The 15,190-nt window shown below is 53.8% G+C and carries 15 protein-coding genes; 12 read left to right on the forward strand and 3 right to left on the reverse strand.

Annotated elements, in window-relative coordinates; genetic code table 11:
* Nucleotides 1-39 precede the first annotated feature (39 nt).
* Complete coding sequence (locus tag JYB63_RS08665; RefSeq protein ID WP_205657458.1) at nt 40-639, forward strand: hypothetical protein; 600 nt, start codon at nt 40-42, stop codon at nt 637-639.
* Between the two features lie 93 nt (nt 640-732).
* Nucleotides 733-1,320: a hypothetical protein gene (locus JYB63_RS08670; RefSeq protein ID WP_205657459.1), complete on the forward strand. Its 588-nt coding sequence runs from the start codon at nt 733-735 to the stop codon at nt 1,318-1,320.
* Nucleotides 1,321-1,361: 41 nt separating this feature from the next.
* Here JYB63_RS08670 and JYB63_RS08675 read toward each other — a convergent pair whose 3' ends face one another.
* Both JYB63_RS08675 and JYB63_RS08680 read right to left on the reverse strand, forming a co-directional pair.
* Nucleotides 1,362-2,360, reverse strand: coding sequence for an Ldh family oxidoreductase (locus JYB63_RS08675; protein ID WP_205657460.1), 999 nt, complete (start codon nt 2,358-2,360; stop codon nt 1,362-1,364).
* A gap of 58 nt (nt 2,361-2,418) precedes the next feature.
* Entirely contained in the window at nt 2,419-3,540 is a 1,122-nt protein-coding gene (locus JYB63_RS08680) for a GGDEF domain-containing protein (RefSeq protein ID WP_205657461.1), read from the reverse strand.
* Between the two features lie 300 nt (nt 3,541-3,840).
* Here JYB63_RS08680 and JYB63_RS08685 point away from each other — a divergent pair, with 300 nt between their 5' ends.
* The 4 genes from JYB63_RS08685 to JYB63_RS08700 all read left to right on the forward strand — a co-directional run bounded on the left by JYB63_RS08685 (nt 3,841) and on the right by JYB63_RS08700 (nt 7,493).
* Nucleotides 3,841-5,490 (forward strand): nitrite/sulfite reductase, encoded by a 1,650-nt coding sequence (locus tag JYB63_RS08685; protein ID WP_205657462.1) that lies wholly within the window; start codon nt 3,841-3,843, stop codon nt 5,488-5,490.
* Nucleotides 5,474-5,995, forward strand: a complete 522-nt coding sequence (locus JYB63_RS08690; RefSeq protein WP_205657463.1) for a DUF934 domain-containing protein — start codon at nt 5,474-5,476, stop codon at nt 5,993-5,995. The genes JYB63_RS08685 and JYB63_RS08690 overlap by 17 nt, the downstream gene beginning before the upstream one ends.
* Before the next feature lie 161 nt (nt 5,996-6,156).
* A complete protein-coding gene (locus tag JYB63_RS08695) occupies nt 6,157-6,609 on the forward strand; it encodes a hypothetical protein (protein WP_205657464.1) in 453 nt (150 codons plus the stop codon).
* A gap of 395 nt (nt 6,610-7,004) precedes the next feature.
* A complete protein-coding gene (locus tag JYB63_RS08700; RefSeq protein ID WP_205657465.1) occupies nt 7,005-7,493 on the forward strand; it encodes a hypothetical protein in 489 nt (162 codons plus the stop codon).
* A gap of 106 nt (nt 7,494-7,599) precedes the next feature.
* On the opposite strand, the gene JYB63_RS08705 is transcribed toward JYB63_RS08700, so the two are convergent.
* The gene (locus JYB63_RS08705) at nt 7,600-8,823 is read right to left on the reverse strand and encodes an MFS transporter (RefSeq protein ID WP_205657466.1); all 1,224 of its coding nucleotides are present in this window, start codon (nt 8,821-8,823) and stop codon (nt 7,600-7,602) included.
* Nucleotides 8,824-9,103: 280 nt separating this feature from the next.
* Between JYB63_RS08705 and JYB63_RS08710 the strand changes: the two genes are divergently transcribed.
* From JYB63_RS08710 to JYB63_RS08735, 6 genes are all read left to right on the forward strand, one after another.
* Nucleotides 9,104-9,811 carry a response regulator transcription factor gene (locus JYB63_RS08710; protein ID WP_205657467.1) on the forward strand — a complete coding sequence of 236 codons (708 nt, stop codon included), beginning with the start codon at nt 9,104-9,106 and terminating at the stop codon, nt 9,809-9,811.
* The gene (locus JYB63_RS08715) at nt 9,808-11,142 is read left to right on the forward strand and encodes a histidine kinase sensor domain-containing protein (RefSeq protein ID WP_205657468.1); all 1,335 of its coding nucleotides are present in this window, start codon (nt 9,808-9,810) and stop codon (nt 11,140-11,142) included. Before JYB63_RS08710 ends, JYB63_RS08715 begins: the two co-directional genes overlap by 4 nt.
* Nucleotides 11,143-11,249: 107 nt before the next feature.
* Nucleotides 11,250-13,175: a TonB-dependent receptor domain-containing protein gene (locus tag JYB63_RS08720; protein WP_205657469.1), complete on the forward strand. Its 1,926-nt coding sequence runs from the start codon at nt 11,250-11,252 to the stop codon at nt 13,173-13,175.
* A 41-nt stretch (nt 13,176-13,216) separates the two neighbouring features.
* Entirely contained in the window at nt 13,217-13,840 is a 624-nt protein-coding gene (locus JYB63_RS08725; protein ID WP_205657470.1) for a PepSY-associated TM helix domain-containing protein, read from the forward strand.
* Between the two features lie 20 nt (nt 13,841-13,860).
* Nucleotides 13,861-14,352, forward strand: coding sequence for a DUF2271 domain-containing protein (locus tag JYB63_RS08730; protein WP_205657471.1), 492 nt, complete (start codon nt 13,861-13,863; stop codon nt 14,350-14,352).
* Entirely contained in the window at nt 14,349-15,182 is an 834-nt protein-coding gene (locus tag JYB63_RS08735) for a DUF4198 domain-containing protein (RefSeq protein WP_205657472.1), read from the forward strand. The genes JYB63_RS08730 and JYB63_RS08735 overlap by 4 nt, the downstream gene beginning before the upstream one ends.
* Nucleotides 15,183-15,190: the final 8 nt, after the last annotated feature.

Below are 15,190 nucleotides of genomic sequence, written 5' to 3' on the forward strand. Positions count from 1 at the left end.
GATTTAATACCTTACATTTCAATTATTAAGGAAGATAGTATGCAACCTTTGTTAAAACTTTCCGCAACTGCCGCCGCAGCACTTTTACTGACTGGCTGTGCCAGCAATATGATGGTTAAATCGGAACAGCCAGGAGTGGTTGCTCCCCCGGCTGATGAAGCGACTGTTGTTTTTATGCGGAAGTCTTTTGTTGCCAGCGCGGTAGGCGTTGAAATCTTTGAGGTCGTGGACGATGAGTTAAGTTTTGTTGGTGCTTTGCCAACAGGTAATAAGATTGCCCATCGTACTTCTCCGGGCACCAAGGTATATATGGCTTATGGTGCAGCGGCAGACTTCATGGTTGCCAATGTGGTTGGTGGCAAAACGTATTATTCAATCGTAAGACCGAACTGGGGAACAGGTGGTTTTGCACCAACGCCTATCCGGCAAACAACGTCTGAATACAATATGCAGACGGATGATTTTAAAAGCTGGGACAGCGGTACAACTTTAATCGAAAAGAAACCAACAGCAGCAGCGTGGTTTGCAGAGAATAAAGCTAAGTATCAGGCTATTTATGAGGAATACTGGCGGAGATTCCAGAATAAAACCCCTGATGAGGTAGCACAGCGCACACTGATGCCTGAAGACGGTATTTAAATGACACTTTAAGCTCTGCTTTGCAGAGCTTTTCTTTTTCTGTGGTGAGTTGTTCCTGTGCTCTGCGCAGGATTTAAGAATAGGGATGCCAAAATGAATCACATGCAATTCATTATCGAACTGGCGGACAAGCTGGCCTGGCCTCTGGTTGCTCTGGTGGCACTAGTGATGCTTAAGCGCCCGCTGGAAGATTTGCTACCGTTGGCAAAGCGTCTGAAATATAAAGATCTCGAAGTGGAATTCGGCCAGGTTTTACAGGCTGTCAGCCGTGATGCTGCCGGGGTGTTCCCTGAGCTGGAACAGGACCGGCGCAGCCGGTTAATCGCGACAGTGAAACATCTGCCGAATGCGGCGGTACTGGAAGCCTGGGATGAGGTGGATAACGCGGCTGAAACCCTGATTCGACAGCAGGTCAGTGAGGTGGATTTAGCGGTAGATACCCGTTACAAAACCATGGGGACGATTCTGGCCCGGCAGGCTTTACTGGATACCAAAAAAGTTAAGCTTTTCCATGAATTGCGCCAGTTGCGCAATAAGGTGGCCCATGCTGAAAACTTCACTGTCGGCCCGGCGGAAGCGGTTCAGTATATTGAGTTGTGCCTGAAGCTGGTGGATCACCTGAATGCTGTTCACCCGACTGACAGCAATGCTGATAGCCCTTCGCAGATCAGATCCGCCTGAAAGATAAGCACGCCCGGCAGCACCGGGCGTGATGAACAGGATCAGGCCTGAGGGGCCAACTGACGGATTTCGGCCAGCAGGCTGTCATTCACTTCGCGGTTACCCTGATTTTCCCGCAGGTTGTGCCGGCGCTGTCCCGGCAGACGTACACCCTCCATGGCTTCCAGCCGCGTAAACAGACCTTCAGCCTGTTGTGACCAGTTTTCACCGCCGAGGATCTGAGGTGAAACGGCCAGTAAGAACTGACCGCCCTGAGGCGGCCCGCCATCGACATTGTCCCGCTCTGCGGTTTCAAAACTCAGACTTTCTCCCACTAACGGTCCGGCCATCAGCTCAACCATCATGGCGATGGCAGAGCCTTTGTGGCCGCCGAACGGTAACAGCACGCCTTTAAGAATTTCCTGCGGATCGGTGGTCAGCTCGCCGTCCGGCCCCAGCCCGGTGCCCAGCGGTACGCTGTGGCCGTCACGGGCAGCAATCTGGACTTCACCCTGTGCCATGGCAGCTGTTGCCATGTCATAGACCAGCGGGGAACGTCCCGGACGGGGCCAGGCAAAGGCAATCGGGTTAGTGCCAAAGATCGCTTCATTGCCACCGGCAGGGGCAACAACCGGTTTGTAGGAGACACAGGAGAAGCCCATCAGGTCATGTTCTGCCAGCGCTTCTACTTCCGGCCACAGGGCGGCGAAGTGGTGGGAATGGGTCAGTGTCAGGGCGGCAATGCCGTAAGTTTTTGCCGCTTCTGCCAGCGCCGGAACAGAGCGCTGTAATGCCAGTGGCGCATAACCGTGATCCCCGTGGCAGCGCAGAATCGCCGGGGTGACCTGCTCCGGTTGCGGATCAGCTTTACCGTTAACCTTGCCGCTGAGCAGTGATTTCAGGTAACCGGGAATGCGGAACAGTCCGTGGGATGCTGAACCGTCGCGTTCGGCATGGGTAACAGTGGTTGCAACCGCTGAGGCATTAGCATCATCGGCACCGGCCTGACACAGGCTCTGATAAGCCAGTTGATAGATTTCGTCCAGTGTGAGGCTTGCCATAATTGTTCCTTGTCTGAGGTCTGTGTTGCCGGTTATTGTGCCGGATTTTCCCACAGGCTCAATAGCAGGCGACCCGGTTGCGGCCATCCCCTTTGGCTTTATAAAGCGCCATGTCGGCCCGTTTTATCAGATCCTGAGGGGCAAGGGTTTCGTTGGGAATCTGGCTGGCGATGCCCAGGCTGACGGTGCAGTAAAGCTCGGTGGCATCCGTGGCGAAACGGCGCACGGCGATCCGTTCGCGTAATTTCTCTGCGCTTTTCAGGCAGTCTGGCTGGCTGGTGTTTTCCAGCAGAATGATGAATTCTTCCCCGCCGTAACGGGCCAGCGTATCGGTGGCCCGGTTAAAGGTCTGATGGATAATGTCTGCAATGGCAACGAGAATCTGATCCCCGGCGGGATGGCCCCAGCGGTCATTGATCTGCTTAAAATGATCGATATCAATCATGATGACACACAGTGACTGCTGGTCCCGGCGTGCTCTGAGCCAGGCCACCTGTAAACGTTCATCGAAATGGCGGCGGTTATGCATGCCGGTCAGGGGATCGAGCCGGTTTTCCTGTTCGAGATTACTGGCATACTCACTCAGTTGATGATTGAGCCGGGCGTAGGCCCAGTAGTCATGATGAAACCGTGACGCGGTCACACTGATGTATATGTATCCCGTCAGAATGGCGAGGGTGGCCGCCAGAGGTTGTGGATAACCCTCCACAAAGTAGACGCTCAGGGGAATCACAAACATCACGGCAAAAAACGCATCCCCCAGGGGTTTATAAATACTGAAGGTCAGTGCACCGCTGGGGGCAATGCAGGCCAGAATTATAATAATGGCTGCTACGCCGACAGGGCTGATGTTCTGGGTCAGCATATAGGCCAGTAAACCGGCAAAATAGGCCGCGTTTAACAGGGTGGTTGTCCACAGCAGCCTGATACGGGAAATAATTTTCAGCGGGTTTTGTGGCGAAGAAAACAGCCGGTTCAGAAACAGCCTGAACAGTGCAAAGCTGCTCAGGCAGACAAGGTGTGCGGTTAAAAATACCTGGTCAGTCTGGTTGGTAACCAGCGCCAGAATAACCCAGGCAACCGGGTAGCTGATGTAACCGGCGCGGGTACGCTGACAAAAATCCTGTAGCGCTTTTAACTGAATATCCTGAGGGGTACTGCTCAGTATCTGGCTGTTCATATCACATACCTGTGTTTACTACTGGCAGTACGGCTAAACAGTCAGAAAAAAGTACCGCCGATCTGACAGTATACGCCGACTGAGGCACATTAAATACCTATTAAAATCAATGGTTTTGCCTTCACGGATAAGCTTTACAGAGCATGAATGAAACAACGAAATACCGAGGTTTAAGGTAGGTTCTTATAAATCTGTACCTGTTGCTTTTCATTTTTGTGTATCTGTTCTTATTTGTCGGTTATACCTACTCTGCTGCGATACCGGACAACCGGTCAGCAGTTAATCAGAGAGTATCCGACGATGTATCAATATGACGAACTTGATCGCCAGGTGGTGAATAACCGAGTGCAGCAGTTCAGAGGGCAAATGAGCCGTTATTTGTCCGGTGAGTTGAGTGAGGAGGCTTTTTTACCCTTGCGGTTGCAGAACGGTCTGTACATTCAGAAGCACGCCCCCATGCTACGGGTTGCGGTGCCTTATGGCATGTTATCGGCCGCCCAGATGAGATGTATGGCTGAGGTCTGTGACCGATATGACAGGGGCTACTGCCACATTACTACCCGTCAGAATGTGCAGTTTAACTGGGTAAAAATGGAAGATGTGGCGGATATTCTGGATACCCTGGCAAGTGTTGAGATGCATGCGATTCAGACCAGCGGCAACTGTATCCGCAACACTACTTCTGATCCGCTGGCCGGGGTGGCCGCAGATGAGCAGACTGACCCGCGGCCTTATTGTGAGATTATCCGCCAGTGGTCGTCGTTGCATCCTGAGTTCGCTTTTCTGCCGCGTAAATTCAAAATTGCAGTGATCGGTGCCGCTGAAGACCGGGCTTCCATTCAGCTCCATGACGTGGGCCTGCAACTGGTGACCAATGCTGATGGCGAAACCGGTTTTAAAGTCTGGGTCGGGGGCGGGCTGGGCCGTACGCCGATGCTGGCAACACTGATTCGTGCATTCCTGCCTCAGGCGCATCTGCTGGGCTACCTGAAAGCGGTTCTGCGGGTCTATAACCGCTATGGCCGGCGGGATAATAAGTACAAGGCGCGGATCAAAATACTGGTGAACAGCCTGGGAGCTGCGGATTTTTCTGCACAGGTTGAGGCGGAGTTTCAGCGTACTAACTCGGAAGAATACTGGCTGACGGATGCTGAACTGGCCCACGCCCGCAGCTTCTTTACCGAGCCTGCCTATGAGCAGCTGAATGTAACTGCGGAGGCAGAAGCGCCGGATTCACCGGCGTACCGTCACTGGTTACGGCGTAACGTCCGGGAGCACCGGGTCGCCGGTTATGCCATTGTCACCCTGTCCCTTAAGCATCAGGGAACGGCTCCCGGTGATATCACCAGTGAACAGCTGCGGCGGGTGGCGGATCTGGCGGAACAGTTTTCCTTCGGTGAAGCCCGTAACACCCAACAACAGAACATTGTGCTGGCGGATGTAAAACGCAGTGATCTGTTCGCGCTTTGGCAGGAAGCCTGCCGGCTGGAGCTGGCGGCACCGACCATCGGTACCCTTTCTGATGTGGTGTGTTGCCCGGGAGGGGATTTCTGTGGTCTGGCCAATGCCCGTTCTCTGCCGATTAACAGCGCTATTCAGCAGCGCTTTGATGACCTTGATTATCTCTATGACCTGGGGGATCTGAGCCTGCGTATCTCCGGCTGTATCAATGCCTGTGCTCATCATCACATCGCCAATATCGGCATTTTGGGGGTGGATAAAAAAGGCGAAGAGTTTTATCAGCTGACCCTGGGGGGCGAAGTGGGTGAGCGCTCCCGGATCGGTAAAGTACTGGGGCCGTCGATTCCGTTGGATGCGGTGCCGGATGCACTGGAAGCCATTGTGGATGTGTTCGTTGAACAGCGCCACGAAGAAGAGCCGTTCATCTTAACCTATGAACGGATCGGGAAAGATAAGTTTAAGGAGCGGGTCTATGCAACGGGTCATTAAACAGCAGTCGGGTGATACCGGTCAGCAGGATCAGTGGCAGCTGTTAACTGAGGTACCTACAGACTTCGTGCCCGAAAAGGGAGCGGAATATATTTTACCACTCAGTGACTGGCAGTCGCTGGCCCCGGTGTTCAGCGGATTCGGGCAGATTCCGGGTGTCTGGTTCGATGCGGATATCGAGCTGGAGCCGCTGGAGCAGGTATTTGCGTCGGCGCCCATCATCGCAGTATCGTTTCCGGCGTTTACGGATGGCAGCGGTTTTTCTACCGGTTCCCTGATCCGTGAGGTGTTCGGCTATAAGGGCGAATTGCGCGCGTTTGGCAGCCTGCTGAGTGACCAACTGGGGTATTTACGCCGCTGTGGTTACGACAGCGTAGCGCTGCCGGAAGATCAGGATATGGAAACAGGTCGCCAGCAGTTTCATGCGGAAATGGTCAGCTATCAGGGGGATATTCTGCAGCCATTTACGCCTTTCCGGCGCAGGGTTCGCCCGCCAGAAGGCTGAAAGGGCACGGCAAAGGATTGCCGTTTTTTCTGTTTATACTGGCCTGCAAAGATATTTGTCTGATTTTATATGCGCATAAAATCAACTGCTTAGACTGAAACAATGCGTCCGGGAATATATTTTGCTTGGTAACTCCTCCCTGAGATAAAGGAGGCAGTAGCATGAATGTCGGAAGTATAGGCAATGCCGTTGTTGAGTTTTTTGGCGGTGAACCGGCACGTCCGCAGCCAAAAGATATCGCCGCAGATCTGGCCACCCGGGTTGAACGGGGGGAGATTGATGCGACTAAATTCGCAGAGCGTCTGGAAGGCCGTTACGGTGACCGTGCTGTCGGCATTGTCAGAGAAGATGGCAGTGTTGATGTTAAAGGGCTCAGCGCCCTGCTGGAAAGTTCAGCACCGGCGCCCCGACGCCAGCCCGGGACTGTGCCTGCCAGTACTGTGCCTGCCGGTCAGGAGACGCTGCAGACCCAACTGATTAACGAGTTCGGTAATGACGCGGCTGCCAAGGTGTTTGATGCGGACGGCAAGGTGGATTTTGGTGCGCTGGTTGATCTGGTTAAAGATGCGCCGCCAGCCCGCTCGGGCCCTGGATATCTGAACGAAAAAGTCTGATGAAATACCTTAATCGCCAGCCTTGTCCTGAGGCTGGTGTCTTTCCCTCTTTTGTTAACGGCTCCTGTTAACTGCTCCTTGTAACGGCTTGGGTTTAACTGCCCCAGTTTATCTGCTGTTATCCGTCTCTGTGCAGGGTTCTGTGCAGGGTTCTGTGATTGTTTCTGTTGTCTGTGTATCGGGTGTGGCCGGCAGGCATTTGCCGCTCCGCAGCTGTGTGGATATTCGCTATGGGATTGCTGCAGGCTGAATGTAAAGAGCACCTTAAGAATACGTAAAGATTGCCTAAAGAAAGCGTAAATGTTGTGTAAAAAACCATTAAAAACAAACGCTTTGCGGATAAATGGAACGCCCTTTGCTGAATGAATCCGGCACTCTCAGATAAGGAGATAATTATGAATATAGATACAGCAGGTGCGGTACAGCCGGGCATCACCGGCGGGCAGCGCCCTCAGGCAAGCGATATTGCAAGCCGTATGGCTGAAGGGCTGGAAAGCGGACGTATTGATGCGGATGCGTTCGCGGAGCGGCTGGAGCAGCGGTTTGGTGACGAAGCTGCTGCCGCATTCAATGAAGATGGCAGTGTCAGTGTTGAAGGGCTGACCGGATTGCTGGAAACCGCCGGACCGCCGGCACGGCCAGACGGTGCAGGTGCCGGTCGTTTTGGTGGTGGCTTTGGCGGCGGGCGTCCGGAAGGGCTGGCTTCACCGGAGAAGTTACAGGCCAGCCTGGCGGCAACCTTCGGCGACGAGGCTGCAGCAAGTGTCCTCAATGAAGATGGCAGCATCAACGTGGATCAGCTGAAAAGCCTGCTGGGTGATGACCTGAAAAATGCCGGCAGCAGCGGCGTGAGTACCGGTCTGCTGGCAAACTTCAGCGCCTGATATCCGTTCTAACAGCGATACATTATGTTTCAGTTCCCCCCTGAAGTGTATTGCTGTTTTTTACCTGTCTGAATAACGCCGTAAGTAATGAAGCGTATTCAGAGCTTCAGGGCTGTTTTACCGGAACAGCAGGAGAGGGGCTGTCGGCATTGCGCCGGATAAAAGCACCGGCAGCCAGTAAGGCCAGCAAAGCAGCATTGGCGGTCAGCACCCAGTAAGCAATGTCCAGCGACCCGCTGGATTCCCGGACCCAGCCAACCATCATATTTCCGGAGGCACCACCCAGCCCTGCGGTGATCATACAGACACTGCTGATCTGCATGGTAACCGTGGAGCTGTACACCTTGCTTAGCCAGCCGGAAATAATGCCCCAGATCGGGAAATACATAATGCCGTAGCTGATGCCGGCGATCAGCGCAAAACTGTTCTGGTCGTAGAGAAACGCCATCAGCCCCAGTGCAAAAATACCGCAGATCAGCAATAAGGCTAACTGGTAGCCGAAGCGGTCAGCCAGCCGGCCAACGGTGAGCCCGGCAACCATGCCGGAAATGCCGATCGCACTCCAGGTATAACCCCCCAGATCTCCCGGTAAACTCAGTTCAGCAAGGTAGATATTCAGCCAGTTGGCAAAGGGAATTGTCGAGAAGCACACGCAGAAACAGACCAGGCAGGTAAAACGTGCCAGCGGTTCAAACGTTACTGTTTTCAGGAGTGCCGGGATGCTCAGGCTGTTTTTGACCGGCTGTTCAGTGCTGGTCAGCTGACGGGATGCAGGGCCCATTAATCCCAGTTTTCTGAGTAACAGCCAGTTAGCAATGATGACACAGACACCGAAGGCTGCAGCGATCTGCCAGCCGGCCCGCCAGCCCAACTGGGGCACAATGAACAGCAGCAGTAAGCCATTAAAGCTACAGCACCAGGCGGTACCACTGGCGGCTGCTGAAAGATAAGTGGCGCACTTTTCAATGGGGCCGCAGCGGCTGATGACCTCAACAATGGTACTCCAGCTGATCGAGGCACTGGCTGACAACAGCGCCAGCGCGATCAGAATCAATAGCGGGTCAGACAATACCGAAATGGCGAACAGCATGAGGGTGATGTTACTGGCGGTGAACATTGCCAGCCGGGCGGACCCGATGCGTTCCCCCAGGGTGCTGATCAGCATTGCACCGCCAAGATAAGCCAGTTGCGACAGTGCTCCAATGGCCGCGATATGCCAGTTGGTGAAGGCTATTTCTTCACGCATCAGCGGTGCCAGGCTGGCAAACAGAAATATGCCAAATCCGTGACTGATGAACTGGTTCATACCAAAGACGAATGCCATGTGCATGGAAGAAAAATCTCTTAAAAGACCTGAATATGAAGCGATCTGGCTATAAATGTGGGCATCCTAGTCCCATGGAGAGGCAATGGCAAAACAAATTTCAGAAATAATATTTATCGTTGATAAAGGTTACTGTTTATAAAGGATTTTGGGGTGAAACCGGGTGTTTTTCCGGCAATAAACGGCACCGGTTATCAGGTACTTATTTGGCTAATGTTTATGGGAATGGTTTTTATTTGCGTTTATGTCCGGTAAGCTTGCGGCCCTCAGACGGAGGGGGTTTTATATGCAAGCTTCAGTGGCGCAGCGGCCGAATATATTAATTATTGAAGATGACCATGGGCTGAGTGATGAACTGGCCCTGCAGTTGGGAGCATCCGGCTATCAGGCCCGCCAGTGTTATGACGGTGACAGCGGTCTGGATACGGCGCTGAATGATCAGTTCAGCCTGATATTACTGGATGTACTGCTACCCGGGCTGGACGGTTTTGCCCTGCTTAACCGTTTACGTAAATACTGCTCAACGCCGGTGATAATGCTCACCGCCCGGGGCGCTGAAGAAGACCGGATCAGCGGCTTTCAGTGTGGCGCTGATGACTACCTGCCTAAACCTTTCAGTATTACCGAACTGATGTTGCGGATTGAAGCAGTGATTCGTCGCTCTGCCGGTCACCGGGCTGTCCAGGCTCCGGCCACTCAACAGTTGCAGTTTGATGCTTTGACGCTGGATAAAACTGAGCAGCAGGCCAGTTATCAGGGTCAGCAACTGATTCTCACCGATATGGAATTCCGCCTGCTGTGGATGCTGATTGAATGCCGGGGCGAGGTGCAGAGTAAATCCCATCTGTATCAGCAACTGATGCAACGGCCGTTCAGCCGCTATGACCGCAGCATTGATATGCATATCAGTAACCTGCGCCGTAAGCTTAAACAGGCCGGGTTTGCCGCCAGCCGTCTGGTGACCATGCACGGTCAGGGGTACTGCCTGAAATGAGCCGCAAACTGTTTTGGAAGCTGAGTCTGATTTTATCGCTGGGCAGCATTGTGCTGGTCTGGCTGGTCTCAACCCTGAGTCTGACCCTTGAAAGCAATGCCAGCAAGATTGCTGCTGAACATAAAGCGGAGCTGCGGGCACTGGGGCAACAGGCTGAACACCTGATACAGCAAGGCGATCGGGCGGCTGCCAGCCGCTGGGTGAATGCGCTTAGGGCTGAGGAAGGCGTGTTTGTCAGCATTGTTCGGGTACATGAAGAGACACTGGTGGATTTTGACGTAGAGATGCCCCGTGGCCAGAGTATGGAGCTGGGGCGCAGTGTCGAGTGGGGCATTCATCTGTATCACGATAATCCGCTGATGGAGCTGCCGTTCAGTGATGGCAGTGCATCACTGGTGATCGAGCTACCCCAGCGGATGCGCCCGGGCCAGTGGTGGCCATACATGCATTTTGCCCTGCACACACTGGTACCGCTGTTGCTGATGATAGTAATCAGTGTGCTGCTTTACCGGCACGTTATGCGGCCCCTGCAGCAACTGGAACATGCTACCCGGCAGTTTATGGCCGGGGACTTTGCCATCAGGGTCGGGCCGCAGCTAAAGGGGCGCAGTGATGAACTGGCCCGGCTGGCTGCAACTTTTGATGCTATGGCGGCCCGCATTGGCTCCCTGATTCAGACCCAGCGACACCTGATCAATGATTTGTCCCATGAATTACGGACCCCCTTACAGCGGCTGAATCTGGCGCTCAGTTCCGGTCGGGCGGATAAAGAACAGCGGATTTACCGTGAGGCCGGGCTGATGCAGAAACTGGTGGAAGATACTCTGTCGCTGGCCTGGCTGGATAATGCTGCCTACAAGCCGGAGCCGGTACCGGTGGATATCCGGGCGTTGCTGGAAGTGATTGTTGACGATGCCCGGTATGAATATCCCGATCGGGATATTCAGCTGCAGGTGCCGGATCAGCAAATCTGGGTGGCCGGCAGTGAGCGCAGCCTTGGGCAGGCCTGTGAAAATATTATCCGCAATGCTGTCCGTCATTCACCGGACGGGCCGGTGACTGTCAGGCTTATCCGGCAGGCGGAAACCGTTGAAATATGGGTGCGGGATCAGGGGCCGGGGGTGCCTGAAAAGCTCCTGGACGCGATATTTAAACCTTTCTTCCGTGTGGATAAATCCCGGGAGCGGGAAACCGGAGGCTTTGGGCTGGGCCTTGCGCTGGCACGGCGCCAACTGGAGAGCATTGCCGCAAGGGTTAAGGCACAGAATTGTAACGACGGACTGGAAATTATTATCGACCACTTACAGATAATATCGCCGCAACGCCTGTAAACACTGGCAAATCGTTAATATGTAAAACATGTAAAGCTACTGTCAATTTCACTCTGGTTAACAATAATCGTTCGCATTCGTTTTCAAGTTAACCGGAGTAACTCCCTATGTCTCTCAGATTGCCTGTGAACCGGCTGGCGTCGGCTGTTGCATTTGCAACCGCCATGCAGGCCGGCGCTGTCTTTGCACAGGACACTATTTTGATCACCGGAAAGCCGGTCGATCCTAACCAGACCACCATCACTCAGGAACAGCTGGAACAGTATCAGGCCACTGACCTGGAAGATATTTTCAGCCAGGATCCGGATGTCCGGGTGGGCGGCAGCTTTGGGGTTGCCCAGAAAGTGTATGTCCGCGGCATTGAAGACACCATGCTGAATGTAACCGTGGATGGCGCAACCCAGGCCGGCTACCTGTTTCACCATCAGGGACGTTTGTCGGTGGAGCCTGAATTACTGAAACAGGTTGAAGTGAATGCCGGCGCAGGCCTGGCAACAGACGGCCCGGGCGCACTGGGCGGGGCGATCCGTTTTATTACTAAGGACCCTGAAGATCTGCTGCGTGAAGGTGAGGACGTCGGCGCGCTGGTGAAGCTGAGCTACTTTGATAACACCGAAGGCGGCAAAGCCAGTACCAGTATCTTTGGCCGCCTGAGTGATGATGTGTCTGTACTAACGTCATTCTCCAAAACCGATACCGGCGAAATTGTCGACGGTGACGGCAACACCCTGGATAACACCAAAACCGAGCAGGACAATGGTTATGTGAAACTGGTGGCAAATCTGGATGAGAGCCAGACCCTGCGTTTCAGCCATGAGGCCCGCTATGACGATGGTCGCCGCAACGTACGGCCACATTTCGTGGCTGCCGGCTGGAACCAGGCGAACGAGCAGCAAAGCCGCCGTAATACCACCAATGTTCAGTACAACCTGAACACCGACAATCCGTTGCTGGATCTGCAGACTAACCTGTATTACACCAAAAGCTATCTGACCCAGAAGCCGGACAGTGGTGACAAAGACGGTGCCGGCGTAAAGAGCATCGGTATGAATGCGCACAACACCTTCGATCTGGGTGAGCATAAGCTGGTGGTAGGCACGGACCTGCGCCGGGATACCGGTTATTACATCAATAACACCAGCACCACCGGCCCAAGTCAGGATGAAGTGCTGGATCTGGTAGGCCTGTATGTGCAGGACCACTATCAGCTCAGCGATGCAACGCTGCTGACTGCCGGGCTGCGCTACGATAACTATCAGCTGAACGACAGCACCGGTAAAGATATTGATTCTGACGGTTTTAGCCCGAATGTTGGGGTGCGTTACAGCGTCACTGAGAATCTGGATCTGCATGCTAGTTATGCACAGGCCTTCAGGGGTGTGGGCGTTAAAGAAGCGTATCTGCTGAACTTCGCCACCTACGGGGACAATGTCAAAGCAGAAGAAGCAGAAAACATTGAATTCGGTTTTGACTATGAAAAGGATGACCTGACCTTCAGTGCCACCGCGTTTTACAGTGAAATCGATAACCCGTTACGCCGTACCAGCCGCAGTGTGATTACCAATGACGGCAAGGTGAAGAACAAAGGTGTGACAGCCCGTGTGGGCTATGACTGGGACCGTACCCGGGCAAGCCTGGGCTACAGCCACATCCGTCCGACCCTGAATGGTGAGCCGCTGAGTGACGGCACCATGTCTGTAGGTACCGCAGTTGGCGACACGCTCAGTCTGAATCTGGAACATGACCTGCCAAGTTATGATCTGCAGCTGGGCTGGTCGTCCCGTCTGGTGCAGCGTCTGGAACGGGTTGAGTCCGGCCGTACGGATAAGCCGGGTTACGGCGTTCATGATGCCTTCGTCAAATGGTTGCCGACTGGCACTGAAGACCTTGCTCTGACCGTTACGGTGAAGAACCTGTTCGATAAGCAGTATCTGGATCATGCCAGCTACGGTGTCGATACCGACGATGGCAGCATCATCGGTTTGCCGGAACCGGGCCGGGACGTTCGCCTGACACTGGCGATGCGCTTCTGAATGGTTTTTAGCGGCTGCCAGTGTGTCTGGCAGCCCGCTTCATGAATTATGTATCCGGCTGTTTTGCGATGAATTACCGAATCCTGCGTACCCTCCATGTGTACAGCTCTGTTGTAGTGCTGGCACTGGTGCTGTTTTTTGCCGTCACCGGTATCACCCTGAATCACCGGGACTGGTTCAGTGATCATGGCAGTGCTGTGGAAGTGTATCTGTCGGTGCCGGATAGCGTTATGGAGGCAACGGACTGGCAAACCCACCCGCTGGATGGCGCTGATACGCTGCGTCGCTGGTTGTCAGATCAGCATGATCTGACGGGCGGTACCGTCATCTACGACTGGGACAACGATGAGCAATTACTGATGATCGACATAAAGCGTCCCGGCGGTTACAGCCTGGTTGAGTTTTCCCCTTTCTCAGCTGAAGTAACTGTCTTTCATCAGCGTAATGGCCTGATTGCAGTGATGAATGATCTGCATATGGGCCGTTATTCAGGTATCTGGTGGCGTCTGCTACTGGATGTTACGGCACTCATCATGCTGGTGTTTATCGTCACCGGTTTATGGCTGGTGGTCCCGCAGAAAAAGCGCCGGGGTACCTTGTTCAGAGTGGCGGCTGCCGGTACCGGTGTACTGGCAGCCGGTTACTGGATTGCCCTGCTTCCCTGAGTGAGTTGTAAGGAATAGCGATGAGAATTATCCCTTTTCTGGGGCTGTTGCTGTGCTTCAGTCAGCCGCTTTCGGCCGCATCACAGGTCGAAATAAATTTCAGTTTGCCGCAGCAAACCAGCCATGAATATCGCCGTCCCTATGTGGTGATCTGGGTGGAATCCGGTGGGAAAGCTGTCCGCAATCTGGCGTTGTGGATTGATGAGGAAGACTGGCTGAAAGATTTGCGCCGCTGGTGGCGTAAGAGTGGCCGGTATCTGGATTCGGTGGATGCCTTCAGCGGGGCAACCCGTAAACCGGGTAACTACCGGGTTTACTGGGATGGTCTGGACGATCAGGGACAGCCACTGGCTGACGGAGAGTATCTGATCGTGCTGGAAGCCGCCCGGGAACATGGCAACCGCAGTGTGCAGAAACAGCGGATTCAGTTAGGCGGTGAGCCGCAGATTTATCAGTTAAAGCCCGGTGCAGAGCTGGGAGAAGGTTCAGTTAAAACAGGAGTCACCCGATGACTGCAGGAAAAAAAATACGCACGCTGGCGATTGCGGCGAGCACCCTTTACGTATCGTTAGCCGGTCAGGTTGCGCAGGCCCATGATTACTGGCTGCTGCCCAACGAATATGTTGCATCCTCGGATACCGCCAAATGGATCACGGTGGATGTAACCGCGTCGAATACGATCTTTGTTGCCGATAAAGGATTTGGTCTTGAAGATCTGACAATCTCAGCGCCACAGGGTGAGAGTGAGCGGTTAGCCCATTACTTTAAAGGCAAGCGTAAGAGCGTTTTTGACCTTAAGTTGGCGGAAGAAGGCACCTACCGTTTGCGCCTTCAGGATACCCGCTTCCTCACGTTTTACCGCATGCCGGGCAGTGACAGAATGCACCGTATGGAAGCAGATAAACTGCAACGGGATGTGTTATTGCCAGAAGGGGCTGAAAACGTAGAAACCCTGGAAATACAGGGCAAAAGCACCGCTTATGTAACCCGTCGTGCGCCTTCATCTGAAAATATTAAACTGCAGAATGAAGGGCTGGAACTGGACTTCGAAGTACACCCGAACGATGTGGTCAGCGGTGAAGCGTTTAACTTTAAAGTGCTGCTGGACGGTAAGCCGGTGGCTGATGAGATGCTGCTGGAGATTATCCCGGACGGCACCCTGTACCGGGATCAGCGTGGTGAAATACAGTTGCAACCGGACAGCACCGGTGCTGTCAGCTTTACGCCCCCTCAGGCGGGCCGCTATCTGCTGAAAGCAGAGCTGATGCAGGACACGGATTCAAAACGGGCAGATGTTAAAGAGCACGCCTTGTTTCTGACCTTTGAGGCACAGCCGGGCTGAGCAGCACA

Origin of the sequence: Aliamphritea spongicola (assembly GCF_017051665.1) — a bacterium.
Lineage (GTDB): Bacteria > Pseudomonadota > Gammaproteobacteria > Pseudomonadales > Balneatricaceae > Amphritea > Amphritea spongicola.

Coding starts and splice junctions, on each gene's coding strand:
- JYB63_RS08665 (WP_205657458.1), top strand. CDS start 40: ATGCAACCTTTGTTAAAACTTTCCGCAACTGCCGCCGCAGCACTTTTA.
- JYB63_RS08670 (WP_205657459.1), top strand. CDS start 733: ATGAATCACATGCAATTCATTATCGAACTGGCGGACAAGCTGGCCTGG.
- JYB63_RS08675 (WP_205657460.1), bottom strand. CDS start 2,360: ATGGCAAGCCTCACACTGGACGAAATCTATCAACTGGCTTATCAGAGC.
- JYB63_RS08680 (WP_205657461.1), bottom strand. CDS start 3,540: ATGAACAGCCAGATACTGAGCAGTACCCCTCAGGATATTCAGTTAAAA.
- JYB63_RS08685 (WP_205657462.1), top strand. CDS start 3,841: ATGTATCAATATGACGAACTTGATCGCCAGGTGGTGAATAACCGAGTG.
- JYB63_RS08690 (WP_205657463.1), top strand. CDS start 5,474: ATGCAACGGGTCATTAAACAGCAGTCGGGTGATACCGGTCAGCAGGAT.
- JYB63_RS08695 (WP_205657464.1), top strand. CDS start 6,157: ATGAATGTCGGAAGTATAGGCAATGCCGTTGTTGAGTTTTTTGGCGGT.
- JYB63_RS08700 (WP_205657465.1), top strand. CDS start 7,005: ATGAATATAGATACAGCAGGTGCGGTACAGCCGGGCATCACCGGCGGG.
- JYB63_RS08705 (WP_205657466.1), bottom strand. CDS start 8,823: ATGCACATGGCATTCGTCTTTGGTATGAACCAGTTCATCAGTCACGGA.
- JYB63_RS08710 (WP_205657467.1), top strand. CDS start 9,104: ATGCAAGCTTCAGTGGCGCAGCGGCCGAATATATTAATTATTGAAGAT.
- JYB63_RS08715 (WP_205657468.1), top strand. CDS start 9,808: ATGAGCCGCAAACTGTTTTGGAAGCTGAGTCTGATTTTATCGCTGGGC.
- JYB63_RS08720 (WP_205657469.1), top strand. CDS start 11,250: ATGTCTCTCAGATTGCCTGTGAACCGGCTGGCGTCGGCTGTTGCATTT.
- JYB63_RS08725 (WP_205657470.1), top strand. CDS start 13,217: ATGAATTATGTATCCGGCTGTTTTGCGATGAATTACCGAATCCTGCGT.
- JYB63_RS08730 (WP_205657471.1), top strand. CDS start 13,861: ATGAGAATTATCCCTTTTCTGGGGCTGTTGCTGTGCTTCAGTCAGCCG.
- JYB63_RS08735 (WP_205657472.1), top strand. CDS start 14,349: ATGACTGCAGGAAAAAAAATACGCACGCTGGCGATTGCGGCGAGCACC.